The sequence below is a fragment of the Nostoc sp. ChiVER01 genome, assembly GCF_034531155.1.
Classification (GTDB): domain Bacteria; phylum Cyanobacteriota; class Cyanobacteriia; order Cyanobacteriales; family Nostocaceae; genus Nostoc.
The window spans coordinates 12,578-36,192 of sequence record NZ_JAVRBS010000045.1 but is presented as its reverse complement, the minus strand read 5'-3'; the positions used below and the strand labels follow the sequence as shown (position 1 = coordinate 36,192).

Annotated in this window: 21 protein-coding genes, 1 tRNA gene and 1 pseudogene; 11 read left to right on the top strand and 12 right to left on the bottom strand. The window is 41.2% G+C overall.

All coding sequences use genetic code 11. The features are described 5' to 3' along the window. Positions 1–32: 32 nt before the first annotated feature. The 5 genes and pseudogenes from RMY00_RS34140 to RMY00_RS34120 all read right to left on the bottom strand — a co-directional run bounded on the left by RMY00_RS34140 (position 33) and on the right by RMY00_RS34120 (position 5,552). Positions 33–1,604 carry an HNH endonuclease family protein gene (locus tag RMY00_RS34140; protein ID WP_322651788.1) on the bottom strand — a complete coding sequence of 524 codons (1,572 nt, stop codon included), beginning with the start codon at positions 1,602–1,604 and terminating at the stop codon, positions 33–35. Between the two features lie 184 nt (positions 1,605–1,788). Then, a complete protein-coding gene (locus RMY00_RS34135; protein WP_322651787.1) occupies positions 1,789–2,040 on the bottom strand; it encodes a hypothetical protein in 252 nt (83 codons plus the stop codon). Positions 2,041–2,176: 136 nt separating this feature from the next. Continuing rightward, a pseudogene (locus tag RMY00_RS34130) lies at positions 2,177–2,287 on the bottom strand (type II toxin-antitoxin system HigB family toxin); the annotation flags it as partial. 25 nt (positions 2,288–2,312) lie between these two features. Beyond that, positions 2,313–3,290, bottom strand: coding sequence for a DUF4351 domain-containing protein (locus RMY00_RS34125; RefSeq protein ID WP_322651786.1), 978 nt, complete (start codon positions 3,288–3,290; stop codon positions 2,313–2,315). Between the two features lie 99 nt (positions 3,291–3,389). Continuing rightward, entirely contained in the window at positions 3,390–5,552 is a 2,163-nt protein-coding gene (locus RMY00_RS34120) for an amylo-alpha-1,6-glucosidase (protein ID WP_322651785.1), read from the bottom strand. 131 nt (positions 5,553–5,683) lie between these two features. On the opposite strand from RMY00_RS34120, the gene RMY00_RS34115 reads away from it, so the two are divergent. The 3 genes from RMY00_RS34115 (at position 5,684) to RMY00_RS34105 (ending at position 7,785) form a co-directional block, all read left to right on the top strand. Further along, on the top strand, positions 5,684–6,295 hold the full coding sequence (locus tag RMY00_RS34115) for a peroxiredoxin (RefSeq protein WP_322651784.1): 612 nt from the start codon (positions 5,684–5,686) through the stop codon (positions 6,293–6,295). Positions 6,296–6,527: 232 nt separating this feature from the next. After that, on the top strand, positions 6,528–7,064 hold the full coding sequence (locus tag RMY00_RS34110; protein ID WP_322651783.1) for a peroxiredoxin: 537 nt from the start codon (positions 6,528–6,530) through the stop codon (positions 7,062–7,064). 55 nt (positions 7,065–7,119) lie between these two features. Next, complete coding sequence (locus RMY00_RS34105) at positions 7,120–7,785, top strand: glutathione S-transferase family protein (RefSeq protein ID WP_322651798.1); 666 nt, start codon at positions 7,120–7,122, stop codon at positions 7,783–7,785. Between the two features lie 45 nt (positions 7,786–7,830). Here the strand turns inward: RMY00_RS34105 and RMY00_RS34100 are convergent, their stop codons facing one another. The 3 genes from RMY00_RS34100 to RMY00_RS34090 form a co-directional block, all read right to left on the bottom strand. Then, a complete protein-coding gene (locus RMY00_RS34100; RefSeq protein ID WP_322651782.1) occupies positions 7,831–8,874 on the bottom strand; it encodes a DnaJ C-terminal domain-containing protein in 1,044 nt (347 codons plus the stop codon). A 122-nt stretch (positions 8,875–8,996) separates the two neighbouring features. Then, positions 8,997–9,506 carry an AAA family ATPase gene (locus tag RMY00_RS34095; protein ID WP_322651781.1) on the bottom strand — a complete coding sequence of 170 codons (510 nt, stop codon included), beginning with the start codon at positions 9,504–9,506 and terminating at the stop codon, positions 8,997–8,999. A 90-nt stretch (positions 9,507–9,596) separates the two neighbouring features. Next, complete coding sequence (locus RMY00_RS34090; RefSeq protein ID WP_322651780.1) at positions 9,597–10,886, bottom strand: glucose-1-phosphate adenylyltransferase; 1,290 nt, start codon at positions 10,884–10,886, stop codon at positions 9,597–9,599. Positions 10,887–11,292: 406 nt separating this feature from the next. On the opposite strand from RMY00_RS34090, the gene RMY00_RS34085 reads away from it, so the two are divergent. Beyond that, positions 11,293–13,191: an alpha/beta hydrolase gene (locus tag RMY00_RS34085; RefSeq protein WP_322651779.1), complete on the top strand. Its 1,899-nt coding sequence runs from the start codon at positions 11,293–11,295 to the stop codon at positions 13,189–13,191. Between the two features lie 68 nt (positions 13,192–13,259). Here RMY00_RS34085 and RMY00_RS34080 read toward each other — a convergent pair whose 3' ends face one another. Continuing rightward, positions 13,260–13,559: a hypothetical protein gene (locus RMY00_RS34080; protein ID WP_322651778.1), complete on the bottom strand. Its 300-nt coding sequence runs from the start codon at positions 13,557–13,559 to the stop codon at positions 13,260–13,262. A 234-nt stretch (positions 13,560–13,793) separates the two neighbouring features. Further along, entirely contained in the window at positions 13,794–15,521 is a 1,728-nt protein-coding gene (locus RMY00_RS34075; protein ID WP_322651777.1) for a S8 family serine peptidase, read from the bottom strand. 465 nt (positions 15,522–15,986) lie between these two features. Between RMY00_RS34075 and RMY00_RS34070 the strand changes: the two genes are divergently transcribed. Further along, positions 15,987–17,459 carry a glycoside hydrolase family 13 protein gene (locus tag RMY00_RS34070; RefSeq protein WP_322651776.1) on the top strand — a complete coding sequence of 491 codons (1,473 nt, stop codon included), beginning with the start codon at positions 15,987–15,989 and terminating at the stop codon, positions 17,457–17,459. Between the two features lie 72 nt (positions 17,460–17,531). Here RMY00_RS34070 and RMY00_RS34065 read toward each other — a convergent pair whose 3' ends face one another. After that, entirely contained in the window at positions 17,532–17,951 is a 420-nt protein-coding gene (locus tag RMY00_RS34065; RefSeq protein WP_322651775.1) for a fasciclin domain-containing protein, read from the bottom strand. Positions 17,952–18,108: 157 nt separating this feature from the next. Between RMY00_RS34065 and RMY00_RS34060 the strand changes: the two genes are divergently transcribed. From RMY00_RS34060 to RMY00_RS34045, 4 genes are all read left to right on the top strand, one after another. Continuing rightward, positions 18,109–18,345 carry a DNA-directed RNA polymerase subunit omega gene (locus RMY00_RS34060; protein WP_100900204.1) on the top strand — a complete coding sequence of 79 codons (237 nt, stop codon included), beginning with the start codon at positions 18,109–18,111 and terminating at the stop codon, positions 18,343–18,345. Between the two features lie 23 nt (positions 18,346–18,368). Beyond that, positions 18,369–18,977, top strand: coding sequence for a hypothetical protein (locus RMY00_RS34055; RefSeq protein ID WP_322651774.1), 609 nt, complete (start codon positions 18,369–18,371; stop codon positions 18,975–18,977). 80 nt (positions 18,978–19,057) lie between these two features. After that, positions 19,058–19,423: a DUF1818 family protein gene (locus RMY00_RS34050; RefSeq protein ID WP_322651773.1), complete on the top strand. Its 366-nt coding sequence runs from the start codon at positions 19,058–19,060 to the stop codon at positions 19,421–19,423. A 50-nt stretch (positions 19,424–19,473) separates the two neighbouring features. Further along, positions 19,474–19,547 (top strand) — tRNA-Pro (locus RMY00_RS34045). A 550-nt stretch (positions 19,548–20,097) separates the two neighbouring features. Here the strand turns inward: RMY00_RS34045 and dnaA are convergent. After that, a complete protein-coding gene (gene dnaA / locus RMY00_RS34040) occupies positions 20,098–21,477 on the bottom strand; it encodes a chromosomal replication initiator protein DnaA (protein ID WP_322651797.1) in 1,380 nt (459 codons plus the stop codon). Between the two features lie 163 nt (positions 21,478–21,640). Here dnaA and RMY00_RS34035 point away from each other — a divergent pair, with 163 nt between their 5' ends. Then, positions 21,641–22,891, top strand: coding sequence for an HhoA/HhoB/HtrA family serine endopeptidase (locus RMY00_RS34035; protein WP_322651796.1), 1,251 nt, complete (start codon positions 21,641–21,643; stop codon positions 22,889–22,891). 133 nt (positions 22,892–23,024) lie between these two features. After that, positions 23,025–23,555 (top strand): peptide deformylase, encoded by a 531-nt coding sequence (gene def / locus RMY00_RS34030; RefSeq protein WP_322651772.1) that lies wholly within the window; start codon positions 23,025–23,027, stop codon positions 23,553–23,555. Positions 23,556–23,615 lie beyond the last annotated feature (60 nt).

Sequence of the window (23,615 nt, the reverse complement as noted above, 5' to 3'; positions counted from 1 at the left end):
ATCTCTAAATTTTATGCCTAGTTTGAGAATCTTTAATTTTTGAATGTTGTATTGCAGTATAGGTGAGTTAACTGTGCATTATCTAAATTACCTAAGCCACCATCTTCTTTTCTTGTTTTGTGATCTATAGATATAGAGTGACTGTGAAGATAGCCACCACAGATTTTACATCTTTGAACTTTAGGTAAAGCATCTCTGATAAAAGCTGCTGCTTTGGTTTCTCGTGAAAAAGTTTTACTTTGAGTTTCACTTGTGTTAACTCTAGATTTCATTTTTAAGGAACCAAAATTTTTCTCGGATACTATCTCTTTCATAACAGTTTTTTTATCTACACCTTGTGTTAATTTTTCAACTATTGTTAAATAAAAATCTTTAACTTTTTCTCGTGCCTTGACGGCACTACTTTTACTTACAATTTGTGGAACTATATCATCATGTTGCCAAATCACAAATTCAAAATCTTTTCTGCATTTTATAAATTTATTATAAGATTTATTTTTTCCTAAATATAATACCAAGCTAACAACACCATAAAATGAACCTATTCTATATCGACTATCGTGAGTATAGAAATATATCAATGGGTGAAGCCCAAGAGATGAAGGATCATTAGTATTGATTCTCTGGGCTAGTTTTTGACAATTCGTTAAGAATTTTACAGTATTTTCCCCTGTTGGATCATCATTCAAATCCAGTTCATTTTCTGCTTCTATATTGTTAACTATATTGACAAATTCTAAGATAAATTCATTTTTCTGTGAAGTTGATAGATTTCCTACCATTGGAACATCTGTAGTTTTTATAGGATTTTTAAGCTTAGGCTCAAAAAGAAGTTGATGTATTTCTTGAGCGAGTTTTTCAATTTTTTCTTGTTTATCCTGTGAGAACTCTGACCAATATTTATGGCCATTACCACTTCTCATAATTGCACGAGCAGCAACACCATTAGGTTTATTCCTAGCCTTTAATAAACGCATTTCAGTTGGACTAATAGGCGCTGCTTTTTGATTAATGTTGAAAAATGAATCTGCTGCTTTAGATGCATTACCGCCAACCCACTGAAGTTGGATACCCAAACTGCCCAAATTTCTTGCTCTCTCAAGTGTTTTTTGATCTATTTTATCTAGATGCTGTGTTGATAATTCATAATCTTGGTAAGAGCCTATCTTATCCTTAATTAGTTTTCTAACTTCCTGAGCAGCATTTTTTTGCTCTTCTGTGATATATCCATCATAAAATTTATTGGAAATATTTTTATCACCATAATCATCATTTATCCAGGCTATTAAAGCACTTAGCCTATGTGAACCATCAATTACGAAAAAATAACCACTATCACTTCTCCAAAGAATAACGGCTGGTATTAAATCACCATTTAAAAAACTTTCAATAAAATCACATATTTTCTGAGCATCCCACTCATTAGTTTCTCGTTGAAAATCAGGTTTTCGTAAAAATGGATAGAAAAAATCTTTTTGCTCTAAATTACGAATTTGTATCATAGGAATATTATTGAGTATCATTTGAGATTGCTGTCCTTGAACCTCAAATGCTTCTCTAGGTATAAGTGCATCTAGGCTAACTTTTGGGCTATCTTTTGGCATCTTAAATGGCTCTTTAGTTTTTTATACTTGTTATAAGTATATACAACATTTTAGTTAATAATCATACAAAGTAAATTATAATCTATCAATATAATAGCCAAAAGCTTTCATAGCCGTTAAATTGGGCTAAATGAATAATCGCCTATTATCTCTGAACTAGGTTTCACTTAAAAAAAGCGATCGCTTATTCTAAAATAAACAAGCTTGGTTCAACGTGAAAAAACTTACACAAAGCCTCAGCTTGTTCTTTCATTATTTCTAGGTCGCTATTCATGATTTTAGGAACAATCTTGCTAGAACCTAGAATTTCTACCAAATCAGCTTGTTTCAAACCCCTAGCTTCCATCAAATGCAAGAGTCTTGAATAAGGTGTTGAAACATTAAGCTGATAGTGATTATCTTCAAAATTCTCAATCAGTTTTACCAATAATTTCAACAAAGCATCTTCTTCAGGAGTCAGATGAGAACGAGAAAGCAGTTATTAAACAGTTTCTAAAAACTTATCGTTTTTCTCTTCTGTCTTGATAATCCGAGGTTGATGTTGAGAGAGTAAGTGGCTGTAAATGTCTGAGTTAAAAGTAAGGGTCATTTTTCCAGGAGTCTTTGTCATATTCGGCATGAGTTAAGACATATTTTATATAGATGACCTACTTTTCATAGTTAATACTAGCAATTAAGCGGTAAAGAGGCAGGTTTAACCTCTAATAGTTAGGACTCAGCACTAACTGTTTGATGAGTTTGTAGCCAGTTGAGCAAATCAGTGATCGCACTAAAATCTAACAAAGCCTCACCCAGTGCTTCCAATTGTTTTAGAGAAAGACCCTGAATCTGTTCTCGAACCTGTTGTGGTAACTCTCCTACCCGTTTTTGTAGCAGTCGTAGTACAAGTGTTTGTGCTTGTTCCTGTTGTCCTTCCTGCTTACCTCGCTCGTAGCCAATGCGTTCGCCTGTGGTAATGTAACTCATGGTACGCTCCTGCTCGAATTGTTTAAACTCCTGCCAAAATTCTGCTTCTAATCCTTTTGGTAAAATCATAACCCAATCGATAAAACGATAGAGATTACGAATATCCCTTTCTTGCAGCCCTTGTTCATACAATCGCCGAATTAAACTAAATTTCCACGTTTTCCTTTCTCCCAACTGTTTAGTAGTTTGTTGGGTTTTCAAATGTGCCATTACTACCGTCGCAAAGGGATTATCGCTATTTTCTAACTCTGTCCATCGATTTTGATAATCGAGCAGCTTGACGGTTCCAAATCTAAAATGCAGACTACAATCGGGATAATTATAACTGTATTGATTTGGTCTCCAAGTCGAGTCAGCATCGCACAAGATTGCTAGGCTAATGGCTGGTTTAGCAAATTTGTCAAAAATTCGTAGGTTGTAAGAAAACATCCTTTGAGCAAAATTATCTTCTGATTTTGCCTGAATTTCGACATGAATCAACAACCAAATTTCCTCTCCTTGAATTTGCCAGACTTTGACCAATTTATCTGCATATCTTCTACCAAGTTCTGCTTCCCGAACTATTTGTTGAAATTCCTTATCAAGAAACTCGTGGGGACGTTTCCAATTAATTAGTGCTGCTGTTTGCGGAAAGAAAAATTGCATTGCTTGTGGGAAGTAAGCTTCTAGGATTTCTTTCCAGGGGGAATCATTATCGGCTCTTTCTCGTTCCTCGCTCATGAGTTGATTGGTAGATTCATGTTCTTGATAATTAAGATGTGAGCAGCCAATATTTTCAGCAGGTTAGAAGTTCGTTGGTCAAGAAGATTATATTCAGTATTATTTAATGTGGCGGATGACTTCGGCAACTGACCAAGCTTGAGCGATCGCACCTCTGGGCTTATGAGGTGCATCGCCATCAAAAATCTCAGAAATAGAACCAAGACAAGCGTCAAATAAGAAGTGATCTAGCAGAGGTTGCCAATCAAAAGGCAGCGATCGCTCTGGATAAAAACGTTGCCAAGCCCGAATATACGGCCCAATTAGCCAAGCCCAAACAGTGCCTTGGTGATAAGCGCGATCGCGTTGTTCTTGATTACCCTCATATCTCCCTTTGTATTCGGGATCTCCTGGATCGAGACTGCGAAGACCATAGGGGGTAAGTAAGCTGACAGTTGCCAAATCTAATACTTGACACCCTTGCTGTTCGGAAAAGGCGCAATGGTGCAGCGACAGCGCCAAAACGGCATTAGGACGAATTTGAAAATTCCGGCGATCGTCCGGCTCAATAGTATCGTACAAATAACCCAGTTGAGGATTCCAGAATTTTTGCAGTGAGATTTTTACATGTTCTGCTTGTTGAGCATAACGCTGTGCTTGCTTCGTGAGGCGCACTGACGAGCCATACTCAAGCTGGCTCAATCGTTCTGCCCACTGACTCAGCCAACATAAAGCAGAATACCATAGTGCATTGATTTCAACTGGCTTACCGTAACGGGGAGTGACGGGGTATGCGCCAATTACTACATCCATCCAGGTAAGGGCTAAACCAGGGGCATCCCAACTAACTAACCCATCGGTGGCATCGATCTGGATATTGAAATGTGTACCACCGACAAATGCTTTGTAGATTTGCTGTACTAAAGGGAATTGATCTGCTAAAAATTCCCAGTCTTGGGTAGCTTCTAAATAAAGTCCTAAAGTTTCAATCCACCACAATGCCGCATCAATACTGTTATAAATTGGTTCTCCACTGACATCAAGAAATGCATTAGGAATCAAACCGTGGCGGCAATAATGCCCAAAAGTCCGCAATACTCCTTTTGCCAAGTCAAAGCGCCGGGGAACTAGTGCCAACCCAGGTAAAGCAATTAATGTGTCGCGTCCCCAGTCATTAAACCAGTGATAACCAGCAATGACCGTAGGGCCTGGAATTGAAGCTCTATAGACGATAAACTGATCGCTTGCTTTAAGTAGGTGTTGCCAAATTGTAAATTGGGCATTAGGCATTGGGCATTGGGCATTGAAAAGAGGCAGAGGGACGGGGTGTAGGGAGCAGAGGGTAAAATTCTCTCTTTCTCCCTGCTTCCTGCTCCCTGCTCCTCTGCCTCCTTGACTCCATCCAAAAATCTGGGAGAGCCGTTTTTGCTCTCTTTCTAATGCTTCTGCAAAGCTTTCATCGGTGAGAACACCTGCCGTCGAATCAGGAAAACCTACTCGCGCTTCTAGAGTGACTGTATCTCCTGGTTGCAGTGTAACTATCAAGTAACCAGGACTGTATAGGTCTTCTTTGTCACCTAATCCCCGTTTTGTCTCCTCAGGCAATCCATAATTCCAATACCAAACTGCATCTGTTTGATACCTTCCTTGTGTCCAGCGCAAGTGCCAAGGTATACCGAAATTTCTAGAATTTTTTGCTTGCAGACAGATTTGCTGTTCTCCAAGCAATTGTGAGAACTGTAATCCTGGATTAGCAGTTTGCTGGTGATGAAAGTTACGTTCTGCTATCAGCAGTCGCAGTCGTAAAATCGCTGTATCGCTTCCCTCGTAGCGATATTGGATTAAAGTTCGATGGCAAAATCGAAAGTGGTCAGAGACGCGATTAATCGCGTCTGTACTATGATTCTCTTCCCTACTCCCTACTCCCCATTCCCCACTCCCTCCCCAACCATAGGGCATCACTAATTGTCTAGTTAACTGCCAGTTATCTTGACCCCAAATCCATTTTGGAACTGGGTTAATATCAAAACAGCGTAGCAATTCGTAGCCTGTCGGCTCAATCTGACCGTTACCCCAAAAATTTGTTCCCAATGCTACAACGTTCCCTAATATTTCCAAGCTAGCTTCTAGGTGCGAAAACAGCAGAGTGCGCTCAGAAGGAGGCTTTGTAGCGGCAAACAGCCAACCGTGATAAGTACGTGTGCGGACATCCGAAACTGTACCACTGGCAAAACTTCCTAAGCCATTGGTAAGCAACCATTCTCTTGTATCTAAATCAAGCATTTGCTACTCAAAATCGTTATGAGTATGATATAGTCGTAACAGATCGTAATTAAACTGTGAGAGCGTGGATGGGTGAGTTTTACTTAACCCAAATTACAACGCTACTAAACCGATAAAGGAGAATTAGGTTAATGTCCCTTACTTACGGAACCGAAGGAAGCCTCCGCGTTGGTCAACAAGCTCCCGATTTCACAGCAACGGCTGTGGTAGACCAGGAATTTAAGACAATCAAACTTTCCGATTATCGCGGTAAGTATGTCATCCTGTTTTTCTACCCACTAGACTTTACCTTTGTTTGTCCCACTGAAATTACAGCATTTAGCGATCGCTACGAAGAATTCAAGAAAATCAATACTGAAGTCCTTGGAGCTTCTGTTGATAGTGAATTCTCCCACCTCGCTTGGATTCAAACAGATCGTAAGTCTGGTGGTGTCGGCGACCTGAATTATCCTCTAGTCTCTGACATTAAAAAAGAGATTAGCGCCGCTTACAACGTTCTTGACCCAGCAGCAGGCATTGCCTTGCGTGGTCTGTTCATCATCGATAAAGATGGTATTATACAGCACGCCACCATCAACAACCTAGCTTTTGGTCGCAGCGTTGATGAAACCCTGCGGACACTGCAAGCAATTCAGTATGTTCAGTCTCACCCTGACGAAGTTTGCCCAGCTGGTTGGCAACCTGGTGACAAGACAATGAATCCTGACCCAGTGAAGTCTAAAGTCTACTTCTCTGCTGTCTAAATTTCGTAATCCATCCTGTTGGAGTTGAAATCAACGAAAACCACAGATAACAGAGATACACATTAAACAGTGTCAACCTCGGTATCTATCTGTGGTTTTTTAATAAAATAGTATTTAAATAATCATTATTGAAAATATACCAATCTTAACAATGGTTATAACAGATAAAATGCCAAAAATTAATTATCAATAACTCTTTGACAATCCAAAATCCAAAATCCAAAATAGTATTATGCTTACTTCAACTGATTTTAGTGGCTTATTAAATGAGCGCTTCTTCCGTAATTTTTTACCAGTTCCAGCGACAAATAAACTCAGGTTGGGGGTAGGAACGCCAGATTTTCAACTGCCAGATATTACTAACGGAACTTTAGTAAAATTGTCTGATTATAAAGGCAAGCAACCAGTCTTACTTGCCTTTACTCGCATCTTTACTGAAAAACAATATTGCCCCTTTTGTTTTCCTCACATCAAAGCTTTAAAAGAAAACTACGAGCAGTTTAAAAATCGTGGTATAGAAGTTTTAATGATTACTAGTACCGATGAACGGCAAAGTCAAATTGTTGTGAGGGATTTAGGTTTAAAAATGCCGTTATTGAGCGATCCTAGTTGTCGAGTTTTTCGTAACTATCAAGTAGGACAAGCACTGGGAGCGCCTTTGCCAGCACAGTTCGTATTAGATAAAGAAGGAAAACTCCAATACTGGCATTTATTTTCTTTTTTGGATCACAATGCTAGTGTTGAGACTTTATTAAAACAATTCAATTGAGTGTAATGTGTAAATGGTAATGCCCACCCTACTCATGAAATTGTGAGGTTTTATGGTGCTAACCCTTTATCATTCGTCGATTTCTCCTAACTCCCGCCGTGTCTGGATTACTCTGCTGGAAAAAGAACTTGAGTTTGAATTAGTAGAGATAAAACTGGATGGGGAGCAGTTTAAACCAGAGTTTTTAGCAATTAGTCCTTTCCATCATATTCCAGCTTTGGTGGATGATGGCTTTAAAGTAGTGGAATCTTTGGCAATTTTGGACTATTTAGAGGCAAAATATCCCACACCTGCGATGTTGCCTAAAGATGCCAAGGATTTAGCGATCGCACGCATGGTACAACTAGTAACTGTAAATGAGCTTTTGCCAGCAACCACCACGTTTTTACCTCAGGTATTGGGCTTACCTGGGGAAGATGCAGAAAAAATCGAGCAGGCAAAGCAAAAAATTTCAACAGTGCTGAAGCTTTTTGAGAATTTACTTGACGATCGCCCTTACTTTGGTAGTCAAAACCTAACTTTAGCTGAGGTTGTAGCTGGAACTGTAGTAATATGGCTGCCAGAAGTAGGCATTTCCTTAAGTAATTATCCAAAGGTAAATGCTTGGCACGATCGGTTAGCTGCACGGACAAGTTGGCAAGCTACCGAGGCTACACCAGAAGCAATGGAAGCGTTGAAGTCCATCGTAGTAGCGAGAAACACGCAGCAAATTCATCGCTAGTCAATGTAGAGACGGTAAATTTCCCATCTCTACAAAGCTAAATTTTTACAGCTTGACTTGCTGCAAATGACTGCGGGGATTATAAGTACGTATAGCCCGGATTTTTTCATAATATTCCCGCTCTTCCTGGCTGAGGTCTTTTGGTGGTGCGATCGCCACCTTCACCAGCTGATCGCCGCGTCCACCCTTGGCGAGGGGCCAACCTTTGCCACGTAAACGCAGCGATTGACCAGAACGCACTCCTGCTGGTAACTTGACATTAACTAAACCATCGGGAGTGGGTACATCAATAGACGCTCCTAAAGTAGCTTCATCTGGCGTGATTGGCACTTCGCACACCAAGTTATCGCCTTCCATTTGGAAGAACGAGTGGGGCTGAAATTCAACTTTTAAATATAAATCCCCTCGTTGTTGAGTCATCGGGTTAATTTGACCTTTACCTCGCACGCGCAGACGAGTACCAGGTTTAGCCCCAGATGGGATACGAACATCAATTGTTTCGTTACCTAAACTGAAGCGCTTTTGCACACCGTTAAATGCTTCAGAAAAAGTTAGAGCAATTACAGCTTCACTATCTTGGGAAGTACCCGTACTTGCATCACCAAACCCATAATCATTAAAGTTGCCGCTAAAACCACTCGTCGTCCCACCTGTGGTATTGGTGTAAGAGTAACTTTGTGAGTAATTTGAGTAATTATTATTCTGTTGTGCGTAACTTTGTCGCCCACCACGAGGCGTAGCACCACCAAAGCGTCCTAGCAGCTCATTAATGAACTCATCGAAATTGCCGTATTGACTGAAGTCAAAGCCACCCATATCAACACCAGCGCCGCCAGATGAGAAACCTTGACCAGCCTGTTTCCAATATTGACCGAATTGATCGTATTTTTTGCGTTTATCTGGGTCTGACACAACTTCGTAGGCTTCGCTAACTTCTTTAAAGCGTGCTTCTGCCTGTTTGTTATTTGGGTTGACGTCAGGGTGATATTTGCGGGCTAGTTTACGAAAGGCTTGCTTAATCTCCTCTTGAGTAGCATTCTTACTAACTCCCAAAATTGCGTAATAGTCTTTGTAGTTGGTTGCAGCCATCTATCTACCAGCCTCCTATAGAAATTCCTGTTATGTTTTTTTTAAGATAAAAGATGTTAGTTTGCCTGGTATAGTGCCAAGCAAAGAGAATCTGACTTTAAATTAACAAAGAATATAGAAATTCAAGTGTGGTTCTCGCTCAACAAGGAATCGCAATTTCCGTACTTCGATTTTTCTGATAAGCGGATCAGGTTGTCTAGTCCTTCTTCCAGACTTGGGGGGGCATCTCGGAGTTGACGGTGCATCCGCAAGATAATTTCTTCAGGAACTTGGCGCGATCGCCTTTTATTCCGTGCTAAACACAGCCACACTGGCGTATCCACCCAAATTCCCGTAATGTGGGTAAAACCCAAGTCACGGGCTAAAGCAATAACTTCACGGCGATGACGGCGCTGGGCATTGGTGGCATCGAAAATAGCTGTATTTTTTGTAGAAATAGCTTGCTGAAATTGCCTTCTTACTTCTTTCCAAATCACCTGCCACGGCCCTTGAATGGCTTGGGAACCGAACAGTTGCCCCCGAATACCATCTGTAGAAATCAGTGGCATCTGGGGGCATTCTGCTAGCAATTGTTTAGCGAAAGTTGACTTACCGCTACCTGGAAGACCAATTAACAAAATTAGTTTAGTCATTAGTCCTTTGTCCTTTGTCCTTGTAACTATTAACCAATGACTAATGACTAATGACTATTGTAGAGACGCGATTAATCGCGTCTCTACTGACTAAATGATGGTTCCATCGGGAATGACAGCATTTTTCAGCACAACCACGATGCCACTGCGGATGTAGAAACCTTGATTTTCGCGGTCAGCTTCTTGCACGTTATCTTTATTGATAATTTTGACATCATGACCGATGCTGGCGTTTTTATCAATGATGGCACCGCGAATAATCGAGTCAGCACCAATACCTACAGGAATGTCACCTTGTTCTACGTTGGATTGGCGTTCTACAGAAGCTTGGTAAAAATCTGCACCCATGAGCAAAGATTCTTCAATGAGGCAGCCAGATTCAATCCGCGATCGTACTCCCAATACTGAGTGTTGAATGCGGCAATTTTTCAAAATACAACCTTCGCCAATAATTGATTCTGTTACCTGGCAATCTAAAAGTTTACTCGGTGGTAAGTACCGGGCGCGGGTATAAATTGGTGCCTGTTCATCGTAGAAACTAAAAGGTGGCTGGGGCTGCTGAGTCAGGGCTAGATTGGCATGATAAAATGCCTCAATTGTTCCAATATCTTCCCAATAGTCATCAAATAGATAAGCTTGAACGTTGTAATCTTTAGAGGCATCAGGAATAATTTCTTTACCGAAATCAGTCCTTTCTATGCCTTCTCTCAACAACTTAAACAAAACATCTTTTTTAAAGACATAAATCCCCATTGAGGCGATGTAAGGCTGTTGCTTGGCTTGTTCTTTTGATAATCCCAGTACACTTGTATCAACTTGCATTTGGAGTAATGCTTCACCTTTGGGTTTTTCGCTAAAATCGATTACCCTACCAGAATCGTCAATTTTCATCAAGCCAAAATCTGAGGCGCGGCGCTCATCAATGGGGATGACTGAGAGAGTAATATCAGCGCCTGTTTCCCTGTGGCGCTGGATAAAGTGGCGATAATCCATGCGGTAGAGGTGATCGCCTGAGAGGATGAGATATTCTTCTACATTCCATTCTTCCATTAACCACAAATACTGACGTACAGCATCGGCTGTACCTTGGAACCAGTTAGGGTTTTCTGGTGTTTGTTGTGCCGCTAGCACTTCCACAAAGCCTTCATTGAAGCCAGTAAAGTTATAGGTACGGGCGATGTGACGATTCAGGGAAGCTGAGTTGAATTGTGTCAGGACGTAGATTTTGAATATTTCGGAATTGATACAGTTACTGACAGGGATATCGATTAGGCGATACTTCCCGGCTACTGGTACTGCTGGTTTAGCGCGGAGTTTGGTTAGCGGGTAAAGCCGAGTACCCGCGCCACCACCAAGGATGATTGATAATACGTTTTTCACAAAATGTCTCCCGACTGCCTTTCAACTCTCACTCTCAGTTTAGGACTGTCTGCCACCACACGTAAGGGGGATCGTCTGATTCTTAGGGATGAATTTTACATAGAAATTACGCAACGAGGAAAGTGCGATGCCTGCGGCGGGGTACGCCTACGCTATTTCATAGTACAAAGGTATTATCAAAAGGGAATTTCAATGATTGGCTCTTGCTTGAATTAGTAATAGTAAACAATTGTATAAATTTGTCTGTAAAATTTTATGAGAAATTAATAGATGGCGGATAAAAAAAGTTGTGTAACGATGAGATTTACTAAACTTAATTCTTGTCAATACTTACTTAGTAGTCAAATTAATTATAATGCTCTCACAAATTTAACAAAGCATTTAGGATTGCGATAAGAAGTAGTGTATGGATATTTTAGTAGATAACTTGTTTATTGAGCCAACCAATGCTCCAGCACCCCAAGGAATTCCAGGATACCTGATCCGCAGTACAGCACGAGCCAACGTAGAAGATTTACAAGATATCAAAGAAGATAATACGCGCCCAACCATTCAAACGATAATCGATCTCCTTTATACAAAAAGTAAAAAACTCCCCAAAAATTCTGAGGAACTAGGGATAGTAATTGCTATTCATGGATATAACACAGGAGGTGCAGATAGTGATTTAACTACATCACCCGTAAGCAATGAGGCGATCGCAGATGGAATTTGGAAAAATTATCAAAAACTTTGTAAGTATATTAACAGTGATGCCTTAATTTCTCAAAAGTCAGATAGTTTAGTGTTTCTTGGTTATCGCTGGCCTTCGGAAACTATTAAAGTCCAAAATATTACTACTTCCCTAAGCACTTTACCCTTTCTACTGAAGGTTCTGCTATGGGGAAGCTTAATTGTGGCGATCGCATCTGTTTTACTGTTCTTCTGGTTATCTTCCCCAATTTTCGTTGCTCCCATTATTTTAGGAACATTCGGATTTGGTATTGTTTTCAGCCTGATTATTTTGCGCGTAATTGTATATTTTCGTGACTCTTATCGAGCAATCAACTACGGAGTTCACGATTTGGTTGAACTGATTCGCCAACTAGATAAAGGTTTGATGGAATGCTGCCTTCAGGAAGATCAATCAGAGGATAAGGCTCAAACCTATTGGAAAGAACACCCGATAAAACTCTCCTTCATTGGGCATAGTTTGGGTAGTCAAGTAACTACACAAGCAGTCCGAATTCTCTCTGATGTCTTTGACTCTAATTCTGTAGGAAACATCAATGACAAAAAAGCCGGGAAAAGACCCTCTTCAAGAATCGGGCAAGTTTTTAGTTTAGGTCGTTTAATTCTGATAGCACCAGATATTCCCGCACTAGCAATTACTTCTGGAAGATCCAATTTCTTACGGTCATCGTTACGAAGATTTGAAGAGGCGTATCTATTCAGTAACGAAGGAGATTTAGCTCTACGTCTTGCTTCTACGGCTGCTAATTATTTTTCCTTTCCAGCAAAGACCCAAACACAAGGGTATCGGCTAGGTAATGTGACTGTTCGTTCCAATAGCTATCACAGCAGTAAGTTAAATAAGGTGAGAGGGCAATCTGAGAGTAAGTATGGAATTGTCAACTGGAAGGATCGGAACTTATGCAAGCCGTTAGATGAGATTAATTCATTACTTGATTATTTAGAAATTAATGTCTTGAATAAAGTGCAAAACCAGGGATTAGATCCAGCTAATCAAGAATATCAGTCCACAGTTACCACAGCAATTAAAGATCGGGAGTCGTTAGCTAGCTTATTTACTTACTTTGATTGTACAGAATACAAAGAGCGCACAAATTATGCTAATGCACCTAATCGCGATCGCTACATGATGATTCTGGACAAACAAACCTCGCCCTTAACGTTTTTAGAGTATGTGCAACTCGGTTGGGCATATTTTCGTAACAATACACCAGATGTCCACGGTGGCTATTTCTGGGGAAAATTTAGTCAGCAGCTAATTTGTCAACTGGCGTTTGTTGGCTTCCAGGAGTTTATCGAGTTTCTGCTGGTTACCTCACCGCAAGATGTGGGAATCGAAGAACTGCGACCACCGCAACTTGAAGATAAAATAGCTTGGGCGAATAACCTTCAAGTAGAGGCAGTTTCTGAGAAACAACGTATTGAAAAAAGGCAGATTGCGCTCAATTATCTCTCATGGATCGTTGAGAAAAAACAAATCCAAGCAGTATTATCACCGGAACGTTACTATATTGATGTCATGGGGGAAAAACGCGAAGAAGTTCGCTCTAAAATAATGATGTCAAAAAAATAATAGCAGCAGATGTGAAAATATTCTTAACTGAACCGTATTGCACCTAGTGTAGGGTTAGGCAATACCCATTAAACACCCAACTTACCTTTAGGTATTCTCTTATTAACCAAACCTAATTGCTGCGATCGCTTCAAATACTTCACCCAAGGTTGCTCTGACAACTGGGAAATGGCCTTTGCTGACAGTGTTGCCGTGAAAATATCTTTGCCATTGCTAACACCACTAACGCCTAAACTTTCTAAAACAGCAGTTGCAGCCGAGTTTAAAATTGGTTCAGTATGAATAAAAACCGTCAAACTCGGTTTTTCTGAATTTTGAACATCATTCACTGCTGTAGCAAGAGCCGCATCTAGTTTTTGATAATTCATCAGCAACTCCTTAGTAAAAAGGGTAGACAATTTTTGCCTACCCTAACCTATCAAATTCATAGGTTTTTGTTGCCTATCCTTATATAGAAATAATATTTACCTTTCTCAGTCCAATTACATAGGACTTACGCACACTCTACGAATTCTCGGCGCTCTTCTCTAACGAGACGCTACGCGATGGCGTCTTGGCGGTTCGATAAATTAAGCTTTTTAGCAATTTTTGCGTAAGTCCTATTACAGATTCAAAGCGTTAATCACTCCATAACCCCATTTCTCATCAAATGTGCCTGGGGGTTTTCCAGGAATTGCACTATTTTTACGTAGCAAGTCTTTCACAGCAGCCGGATCAAGTGTAGGATCTCGCTGTAACAGCAGTGCCACTAATCCACTTACAAACGGTGTTGCCATACTCGTACCAGCCCGTACTACAAACTTGGAATTAATCATCGATGAGCGGTCAAAATTTGCATCGGCGGAAAGGGTGGAAATAATCATTGCTCCTGGTGCTGCTACATCCGGTTTCTGTCCATTATTCCGTAGCGGCCCTTCACTGCTGAATTCCGAAATGGTATGCAATTCTAACCCCATTTCTTGCTCTTTGTTATCAATATCTGTGTACTTGGTTCTAGTAGTATAGGCGGCAACTGTAATTGCACTGCTAGCGGCTCCTGGCGAACCAATTTTTACCGCATCCTTCACACTTTTACCTGTAAAAAACACTGATGAATTGTCATCTAGAGTCCACACATTCAAACATGTGTCAGTTGAAGAAGTGTTGCGGACTCGCAACTGCCAAATACCTCCCATAACTGGCGAGGGGTCAATACCGCGTATTTGCACAAAGAAATTATGGTCGCCGTTGGCTTGGTCTGGTGCTGGTGTCGCTAATTGTACCCGTGCATCTGGTAACTGATAATCTTGTGCGGCATTACCCTGAGTAATTATTTTTTGGAAGGGAGTGACAAAACCGTTAGGACTCCGCACAGATACTTCCAATTCGCTGTCTTTGGAATACCAACCGTTTAACCAAGCTATGTCTATTTGATTCAAAGGAACATTAAAGCGCATACTACAAGTGCGTCCACAGGGTATTGTCGCTTGACCATGAATGTTATGGTTTCCTTCGTTACCCGCAGCACAGCAAATAATTCTTCCAGGGCCAGTTTCGGCATCAATAACTTTGGATAAAGAATCACTACCATCATGAGCGTCAGCATGTCCACCCAAGCTGAGATTTACCACTGCTGGGCGTCCCAACTCTCTAGCAACTCGGAAAATGTAACGCACACTATCAGCAATGTGGGCATCCTGTAAATCTGACCTGACAACAACTAATTCCGCTTCTGGTGCTATACCGCCATAGCTAGCATCGGCACCGGCGGCAATTCCTGCAACGTGAGTACCATGACCACCAGTATCCTGAGAAATTGTCAGTTGCGCTCCGGTTAATTCAGCCCCATAGCCGCCCTCTGTGACTCCTGGCCCTGGCAGTGTTTGATCCCAAATGTGTAAAATTCGTCCAGCAAAGGCAGGGTGTTTCGGATCAATGCCACTGTCTATAATGCCGATAATTACTCCTTTACCAGTCAGTCCGGTTTTGTTCTGGAACTCCGGTATTTTGACTGTTCCCATTGCAGTATCCATCCTCAAATGAAGTTTGCGTGATGGCTTAATCCGCCGAATCACATCTTCTTCAGATAAGACATCTAAACTCTCTATCGGTAAGAAAGCTGTCCGCACACTTCCAGAGTTTTGATTGACTTCAATATTATATTGTGATAAGAAACTTAAGTCTGCATCATGGTCGCAGTAGATAAAAACAACGCTCTTAGTGGGCTTGACTGGGCTTTTGTGGGCAATGATGCCAAGCGATCGCTTGTGTGTAACTAAGGCTTGATCTCCTTCATTTTGATAGTCTCGAAATGCCAGAAGCAATCCGGGAGAAAGTTTTTCGTGCCTCATTTTTACCTCAAATTAAATTTATTTACTGTCAACAAAGTAGTGCTCTGAGTAGGGATTATCAGTCGCTCTATAACGTAGTTTTTTCGCCTTAATTATTTGATGCGACTATAGTTATCTATTTTTATTTCATAGATAACATCAAATAAGCTTAGGAGGCAGTAAGCTATTCCTAAGACAATTGCTAATTCATAACTCATCTTTTGAAATTCTGTCTCGCTCATAGTTATTTTCTGTGACTCATGAGATATCTTTGAGCAGCCGCATCTCCGATTTCTGTTAAAAACTCAAATAAACTCTAGTTTCTAGTCAAAATAGTTAAGACTGATAACATTTGCGTATAAAGTAGCCGGATACAGACTAAATCGCTGATGACTACTAATAAATGACAGATTTTCTATCATAAGTAAGAGCCATAAAGAAGCTAATATTTGCAACGATCGCTTCTGAAGCTACAAAAATTTATTCATGCAAATTCAAACACCAGACTGGGTAAAGCACGCAGTTTTCTACCAAATCTTTCCAGATCGCTTTGCCAGAAGCAAACAGCCGCACAAACGTTTGCTGCGTGAAGCCCGTTGGGAAGATTGGGACTCTATGCCAACACTCCAGGGTTATAAAGGCGGCGACTTATGGGGCATCATGGAGGGTTTAGACTACATCCAGGATTTAGGAATTAACGCGATTTACTTTACACCCATTTTTCAATCCGCTAGCAATCATCGCTATCATACCCACGATTATTATCAAGTTGACCCGATGTTAGGGGGCAACGAGGCTTTTAAGGAATTGCTTGATGCAGCCCATCAACGGAATATCAAAGTTGTTCTGGATGGCGTATTTAACCATTCCAGCCGTGGTTTTTTCTTCTTCCATGATGTTTTAGAGAATGGCCCCCATTCGCCTTGGGTAAATTGGTTCAAAATTGAAGGCTGGCCCCTTTCAGCATACAATGGGGAATTCCCTGCTAATTATGTAGGTTGGGCAGGAAATCGTGCTTTACCAGAATTTAACCACGACAACCCAGAAGTGCGGGAATATATTATGGAAATTGCCGAATATTGGATTAAATTCGGCATTGATGGTTGGCGATTAGATGTACCATTTGAAATAAAAACTCCTGGATTTTGGCAGGAATTCCGCGATCGCGTCAAGGCAGTCAATCCCGAAGCTTACATTGTCGGCGAAGTCTGGGGAGATTCCCGCGAGTGGTTGGATGGAACACAATTTGACGGCGTGATGAATTATCTATTTACTGGGCCAACAATTGCCTTTACAGCAGGCGATCGCGTAGTCTTAGAACAAGTCCAAAGCCGCGATTATCAACCTTATCCACCCTTATTTGCCGCCGAATACGCTACCAAAATCCAAGAAGTACTGCAACTTTACCCTTGGGAAATTCAGCTAACTCAACTCAATTTGTTAGCAAGTCACGATACAGCCCGATTGATGACAATTGCAGGCGGTGATATAGGTAGTATAGAATTGTCAACTTTACTGCTACTCACCTTTCCTGGTGCGCCCAGCATTTACTATGGTGATGAAGTTGGTTTACCTGGTGCAATAGATCCAGACTCACGTCGTGGCTTTCCTTTAGAGAGTAACTGGAATCAAGAAATTTTCAATACTCATCGTCAATTAATTGCCCTACGCCACACATACCCAGCCTTGCGTACAGGTGATTATCAAGTCCTCCATGCTCAAGGACAAATTTATATCTTTGCACGAACTTTAGGAACAGAGGAATTGATAATTGCCGTCAACGCTGGCACAAGTTCAGCAACAGCCAATGCAGATGTTGTCAGCTTACGTACTCAACCCAACAAGCTGTTATATGGTACTGCTGAAGTTGAGTGGAATGGTGAAGGAGAAACTCAGCAATTGGCGTTGACTATTCCCGCGCGTAGTGGGTGTATTCTGGGAGTAGGGAGTGGGGAGTAGGGAGTGGGGGGATGAGGGAGACAAGGGGACAAGGGGACAAGGAGAATAACCCATGCCCAATGCCCAATGCCCTTATTTCCCGGCGACCATTGCAGGCATCAACACTGCATCAATAATGTGGATCACGCCATTGTCTGTCAAAATGTCTGTTTTGATGACATTGGCGTTATTTACCTTAAATTTACCGTCGGCAGATTCAATGGCGACAATTGACCCTTCAAGCGTCTGTGCCTCATTAATTTGTACCAAATCATCAGACCGAACATCTCCACTAGCGACATGATATGCGACAATTTTTTGGAGCTTAGGGATATCTTGTAGTAGCGATTCTAAGGTTCCCTCTGGCAGATTGGCAAAGGCTTCGTCAGTTGGTGCAAATAATGTAAAAGAACCAGGATTTTTTAGAGTTTCTATCAAATTTGCAGCTTCAGCAGCTTTCACCAGGGTATTGAAGTTTCCCGCGTTGATAGCAGTTTCCACAAGGTCAGCCATAAGGATGTGTGACTTTAGTCAGATAATATTATAAGTAACTTATATTGACTGAAACACTCTCAGCCTCTATCAAGAGAGAGGTTGCTAGCGATAAAATACACAGCAGCAGATTTATCGGTACTGCTACACTGGGGAATGACCCCAAGAACCACTGATTATGCTAAAGCGTTCTAAGTTCGAGACAACTCAGTCTCAGATTATGCACCGTTCTGAGGAGCTGATTAGTGCAGCCTCAAATCGTTACCGCATTACGGTTCAGGTGGCCAATCGTGCTAAACGTCGGCGTTATGAAGACTTTGAAAATAACGAAGATGCGATGATGAAGCCAGTGCTAAGGGCAATTATCGAAATGTCCGATGAATTGACTCAGCCAGAAATTATTGGCGAACTATAAAAAAAGGCTTTAGAGAAGGTAGGATGAGCAAAAATTTATCGTTCATTCAACCCCTACTTAAACCTTGGCAGACACTCACTGCTTTAATGGTGGTGGGTGTAATTGTTTTGGGTTCAGGGGCGGACAAATCAATATATAGAAATTTATTTAGTATCCAACCGGCTTATGCTCAGAGAATCACACCTAGCGATGTTTGGCAGCTGGTATATCAACAATTGCCAGATTTACCGCGAGAAAATAACTATATCAGCAAAGAAAATGGGAAAGTTGCCGAAAACAACACCTTAGTAAGTCGCCTGATTACATATCACATTTATACCAAAGGGCGGGCGCCAATTTATCGCTTAGATTGGAAGCTGACTTTAGCTGATTACCTGGGTGCGAACGAAATTATGTATGATACTACCTATCCAGGCCATGAAACACTACGGGAAAATCCAATAGAAGGCGATCGCAAAGCCATCACTCGTCTCACCCGCAGCCAACGAAATGCCCTAGTGCAAGTCTTAGTCAATATATTTAATCCAAGTTCCCAAAATACCCCACCCCCCAGCCCCAACACCACACCCAGTCCAAATACATCAAGTACCCCACAGCCACCGCAACGAGGAGGGGCTGAACTACTAAAATGACCAAACCCACAGTCCAAAATCTTCCTTTGCGTTCCTCTGCGTTAAACCTCAGCGTTCCTCTGCGTTTAAAAAACTAAGCTATGGAACGCCTTATAAAAACCGGATATGGTTGGCGTATAGGCCAGAACCCCGATGCACCTGAATTTAAAGGTTTAGTCGGTACAGATGATTGGGCAATTGAGTTAACTGAAGCCGAGTTGAATGATTTTTGCCGTCTATTAGCACAACTAGCAGACACCATGAAACAACTCGCAACTGAATTAATGGAAGAGGAAAAAATCGCTTGTGAAGCCGAAAGCAATTTATTATGGATGGAGGTAGAAGGCTATCCTCATGCCTACAGCCTGCGCTTCATCTTAAATACAGGGCGATGTGTAGAAGGTAAATGGGATGCTTCTGCTGTTCCCGATTTGCTGCAAGCGGCTGGGATGCTGAAGGTTTTTTAAATATGCTTGTTGCTTATCCTAAAGTTTTGCTGTACCATAGTAATTCTGACCGGGGCGTAGCGCAGCTTGGTAGCGCGCCACTTTGGGGTAGTGGAGGTCGTGGGTTCGAATCCCGCCGCTCCGATTGATGATAAGCCATGCCTGCTAGTCTTTTCAAAAGATTGGCAGGTTTTTCAATCAGGTCTACGATACGAAATTCCTAGCACAAAATCATTCCAAAACTTCACTACAAATAATAATTTGAATTAGCTTGGTAGGCTGCGAGGTCGAACAGTTGTCCGACTCATCCCGTTTATCATTATGATGGGTAAATATACTTCCTACTAAGGATTTTAGCCCTTGATTTAAGCGTTAAATAGCTCACTATAGACTCAGCAAACTTGACACACTACTAAAAAATTCCTAATTTCTGTGGAAATCATAGTTAAGCAAGTTTACCTTGTGGAAAACTTGTGGAAAAACTCAAATACTTTTCCACAAGGTAATTATACTTAATAAAATTTTACTCGTAAAATCTCAAGTTTTCCACAGATTTATCCACAAAAAGTAAGATTTTTCCACAACTTAAGTCAAATTTAATCAATTTTTATACGTTACTTAATATTTTTGACTATTTATTCAGCCGTCAATACTAATTATAAAAGTGATGGTTGTGGAAAACTTTAAATACATCTTCAGGATGATTTTTCAGAACGGCTAGTCATATTGATGCGATCGCTCAGTTGGCGGATTGTTTGTGCTAAAGTGCGATCGCTCTGGTGGAGTTGGGTAATTTTATCGCAACTATAGATTACCGTTGTGTGGTCTTTACCACCAAACTCCTCGCCAATTCTCGGCAAACTCAAAGACGTGTGTTGGCGCATGAGATACATTCCTATTTGACGCGCCCAGCTAATCTCTCTTCGTCGTGAGTTACTTTTGAGATCATCTATTGAAACATCAAAATTATCCGCCACCACCTTTAAAATTGCTTCTGGGGTAGCTGCCATTTTTTCATTAGGCGGTTCTAAAACTGGTGTAATATTTTCTACCGTCATCGGTAAGCTCCAAATAGAAATGTAAGCCACCGCCCGAATTAAAGCTCCTTCTAATTCTCGAATATTAGAAGTATAGTTAGAAGCAATATACTCAATCACATCGCGAGGAAGGCGAATATTTTCATCCTCAGCTTTTTTCTGTAAAATTGCCATTCTAGTTTCTAAATCCGGCTTTTGGATATCTGCGATTAACCCCATAGAAAACCGAGAACAAAGCCGTTCTTGCAAGCTAGGAATCTGATTAGGAGGACGATCAGAAGCAATAACAACTTGTTTACCAGCTTCATGTAAAGTATTAAAAGTATAAAAGAATTCTTCTTGGGTGTATTCCTTCCCTTCAAGAAACTGAATATCATCAACTAATAAAACATCAGCCGCTCGATAATGCTCTCGAAAACTTTGCATACTATCTTTACGAATTGCTGTAATTAAATCATTAGTAAACTGCTCAGTCGAAACATAAAATATTTTACAATTAGGCGAAATTTCCCAGCGATAATGGCCAATTGCCTGCATAAGATGAGTTTTACCCAAACCTACGCCACCACACAAAAATAAAGGATTAAACTCTTTACCTGGAGATTCTGCAACTGCTAAAGAAGCAGCATGAGCCATCCGATTGTTAGCACCAACTACAAACCGCGAAAAGACATATTTAGAGTTTAATTCAGTAGTTTTATGATTGTGATTATGAATAGCTTCGGGAATATTGCTGGTATCTGATGATTCCCAAGAAACATCTCGTTCGCTCAAATGAGATTCATCTCCTTCAGCAACAGTAATGTAAATTCCTACAGGATGCCCCAGAATATCTTGTACTACATGAGCAATGGTATTTATGTAATACTTTTGTAACCAATTACGAGCAAATGGGTTAGGAGTACGGATTACCAGGCAATTATTTTCTAATCGCTCCGCACTAGCAGTTTTAATCCAAGTTTCAAAGGTGGGCCGGGATAGTTCAAGCTGTAGGCGCTCTAGTACCTGACTCCACAGACTTTCTATGGGAATTTCCATCATCCACCACCTTTGCTGCTAACGGTCACAATAGAAGAGAAAGCACTAATTTAGCATCCAAACACGCTAGACCTAGAATAAGCTTTTAAGTTGTAATCATTTTGGGACATACCCCGTAGGCAAGATCCTAACACCAGCGATTGATATGAAGAAGCAACGACACATGAAGACAACAAACCATCATTTAGCACCCAAAAAGATTGATACCAGGGGTTTACCTCACAGGTTATGGATGCTCTCATACGGGGTAGCAGTGGTGTTCCTGGGGAGCTGCTCTGTTCTACCTACTAAAACCTTTGAGACTCGACAAAGCCAGACTCAAGCCCAAAAGCCAATAGAACCCAATCCGATAAATCCGGTAATTGTCCCGCCGCCACTTATCTCTTCATCTGGAGATCCTAATTTTGTGGTAAAAGTAGTGCAACAGGTGGGGCCTGCCGTAGTTCGCATTGATTCTTCCCGAACAATCACTTCTCGTGTACCAGACGAATTTAACGATCCATTTTTTCGACGGTTTTTTGGAGAGGGTGCGCCACAGCCTAGACAACAGATAGAGCGGGGTAGCGGCTCTGGATTTATCATTAATTCTTCAGGTCAAATTGTGACCAATTCTCATGTGGTAGATGGTGCTGATAGAGTGACTGTCACACTCAAAGATGGCCGGACTTTTGACGGAAAAGTGTTGGGTGAAGATCCGGTTACGGATGTGGCTACAATCAAAATTGATGCTAATAATCTGCCAACTCTATCTGTGGGTAACTCCGATGCTTTGCAACCAGGACAAGCAGTAATCGCCATTGGTAACCCTTTAGGCTTGAATAATACCGTTACTTCTGGGATTATTAGTGCTACAGGTCGTTCTAGTAGTGATATTGGTGCTAGCGACAAGCGGGTTGATTACATCCAAACGGATGCTGCAATTAACCCTGGTAATTCTGGTGGGCCATTGCTAAATGCTCGTGGCCAGGTAATTGCGATGAACACAGCTATTATCCGAGGCGCTCAAGGTTTGGGATTTGCTATCCCAATTAATACTGTGCAAAAAATTGCCCAAGAATTAATTGCTAACGGGAAAGTAGATCACCCTTATTTGGGTGTTCAGATGGTGACACTGACACCAGAAATTAAAGAAAGAATAAAAAATACAGCAGGCGATCGCTTAAATTTTACAGCAGATGAGGGCGTTTTGCTGGTTGATATCGTCCCGCAATCGCCTGCATCTACGGCTGGACTCCGAGCCGGTGATGTGATTAAAAGCATTAATAACCAGCCTGTTACTAAAATTGAAGAAGTACAAAAGCTAGTAGAAAATAGCAAAATCGGTACTAATTTACCAATAGAAGTGGAACGCAACGGGCAAACTATCCAAGTAGGAGTCCAACCTGCTCCTTTACCCGTGACACGCGAAGGGTAATGTTAGTCATTTGTCATTTGTCATTCGTTTTCTTCCCCTGCTCCCTCATCTCCCTCATCCCCCACTCCCCACTCCCCACTCCCCACTCCCCACTCCCCATTCCCCATTCCCTATTACTTAAAGGAGTTTAATCATGACTGAGTTAGCGCCAATAATTCAATTAGGAAATCCAACATTACGCCAAAAAGCTGCTTGGGTTGAGAATATTCAAGATAAGTATATCCAAAAGTTAATTGAAGACTTAATCGCCACTGTTGCCAAAGCTAACGGCGTGGGGATTGCTGCGCCTCAAGTAGCACAATCCTATCGTTTGTTTATTGTGGCTTCCCGCCCTAATGCTAGGTATCCCAACGCACCGGAAATGGAACCTACTGCCATGATTAATCCCAAAATTATTTCTCATTCAACTGAAGTTGTCAAAGATTGGGAAGGTTGTTTAAGTGTTCCAGGAATTAGAGGGTTAGTTCCTCGGTATAAATCTATTGAAGTCGAATATACTGACTCTCAAGGCAACTTACAAAAGCAAGAATTAACCGATTTTATCGCTCGGATTTTTCAACACGAGTATGATCATCTCGACGGGATCGTATTTGTAGATCGCATAGAAAACACTCTCGATATGATTACTGAGCAGGAATATCAACAACGAGTAGTTAACAAATAAATGGGAGTGGGGAGTGGGGAGTGGGGAATGGGAAGTGGGGAGTAGTGTATTAATTACAAA

Excerpts from the sequence above, each read along its gene's own strand:
- RMY00_RS34085 (WP_322651779.1), top strand. The coding sequence starts at position 11,293 with ATGGATATTTTAGTAGATAACTTGTTTATTGAGCCAACCAATGCTCCA.
- RMY00_RS34110 (WP_322651783.1), top strand. The coding sequence starts at position 6,528 with ATGCTTACTTCAACTGATTTTAGTGGCTTATTAAATGAGCGCTTCTTC.
- RMY00_RS34080 (WP_322651778.1), bottom strand. The coding sequence starts at position 13,559 with ATGAATTATCAAAAACTAGATGCGGCTCTTGCTACAGCAGTGAATGAT.
- RMY00_RS34060 (WP_100900204.1), top strand. The coding sequence starts at position 18,109 with ATGCTAAAGCGTTCTAAGTTCGAGACAACTCAGTCTCAGATTATGCAC.
- RMY00_RS34065 (WP_322651775.1), bottom strand. The coding sequence starts at position 17,951 with ATGGCTGACCTTGTGGAAACTGCTATCAACGCGGGAAACTTCAATACC.
- RMY00_RS34120 (WP_322651785.1), bottom strand. The coding sequence starts at position 5,552 with ATGCTTGATTTAGATACAAGAGAATGGTTGCTTACCAATGGCTTAGGA.
- RMY00_RS34095 (WP_322651781.1), bottom strand. The coding sequence starts at position 9,506 with ATGACTAAACTAATTTTGTTAATTGGTCTTCCAGGTAGCGGTAAGTCA.
- dnaA (WP_322651797.1), bottom strand. The coding sequence starts at position 21,477 with ATGGAAATTCCCATAGAAAGTCTGTGGAGTCAGGTACTAGAGCGCCTA.
- RMY00_RS34055 (WP_322651774.1), top strand. The coding sequence starts at position 18,369 with ATGAGCAAAAATTTATCGTTCATTCAACCCCTACTTAAACCTTGGCAG.
- RMY00_RS34035 (WP_322651796.1), top strand. The coding sequence starts at position 21,641 with ATGAAGACAACAAACCATCATTTAGCACCCAAAAAGATTGATACCAGG.
- def (WP_322651772.1), top strand. The coding sequence starts at position 23,025 with ATGACTGAGTTAGCGCCAATAATTCAATTAGGAAATCCAACATTACGC.
- RMY00_RS34050 (WP_322651773.1), top strand. The coding sequence starts at position 19,058 with ATGGAACGCCTTATAAAAACCGGATATGGTTGGCGTATAGGCCAGAAC.
- RMY00_RS34075 (WP_322651777.1), bottom strand. The coding sequence starts at position 15,521 with ATGAGGCACGAAAAACTTTCTCCCGGATTGCTTCTGGCATTTCGAGAC.
- RMY00_RS34125 (WP_322651786.1), bottom strand. The coding sequence starts at position 3,290 with ATGAGCGAGGAACGAGAAAGAGCCGATAATGATTCCCCCTGGAAAGAA.
- RMY00_RS34100 (WP_322651782.1), bottom strand. The coding sequence starts at position 8,874 with ATGGCTGCAACCAACTACAAAGACTATTACGCAATTTTGGGAGTTAGT.
- RMY00_RS34115 (WP_322651784.1), top strand. The coding sequence starts at position 5,684 with ATGTCCCTTACTTACGGAACCGAAGGAAGCCTCCGCGTTGGTCAACAA.
- RMY00_RS34140 (WP_322651788.1), bottom strand. The coding sequence starts at position 1,604 with ATGCCAAAAGATAGCCCAAAAGTTAGCCTAGATGCACTTATACCTAGA.
- RMY00_RS34070 (WP_322651776.1), top strand. The coding sequence starts at position 15,987 with ATGCAAATTCAAACACCAGACTGGGTAAAGCACGCAGTTTTCTACCAA.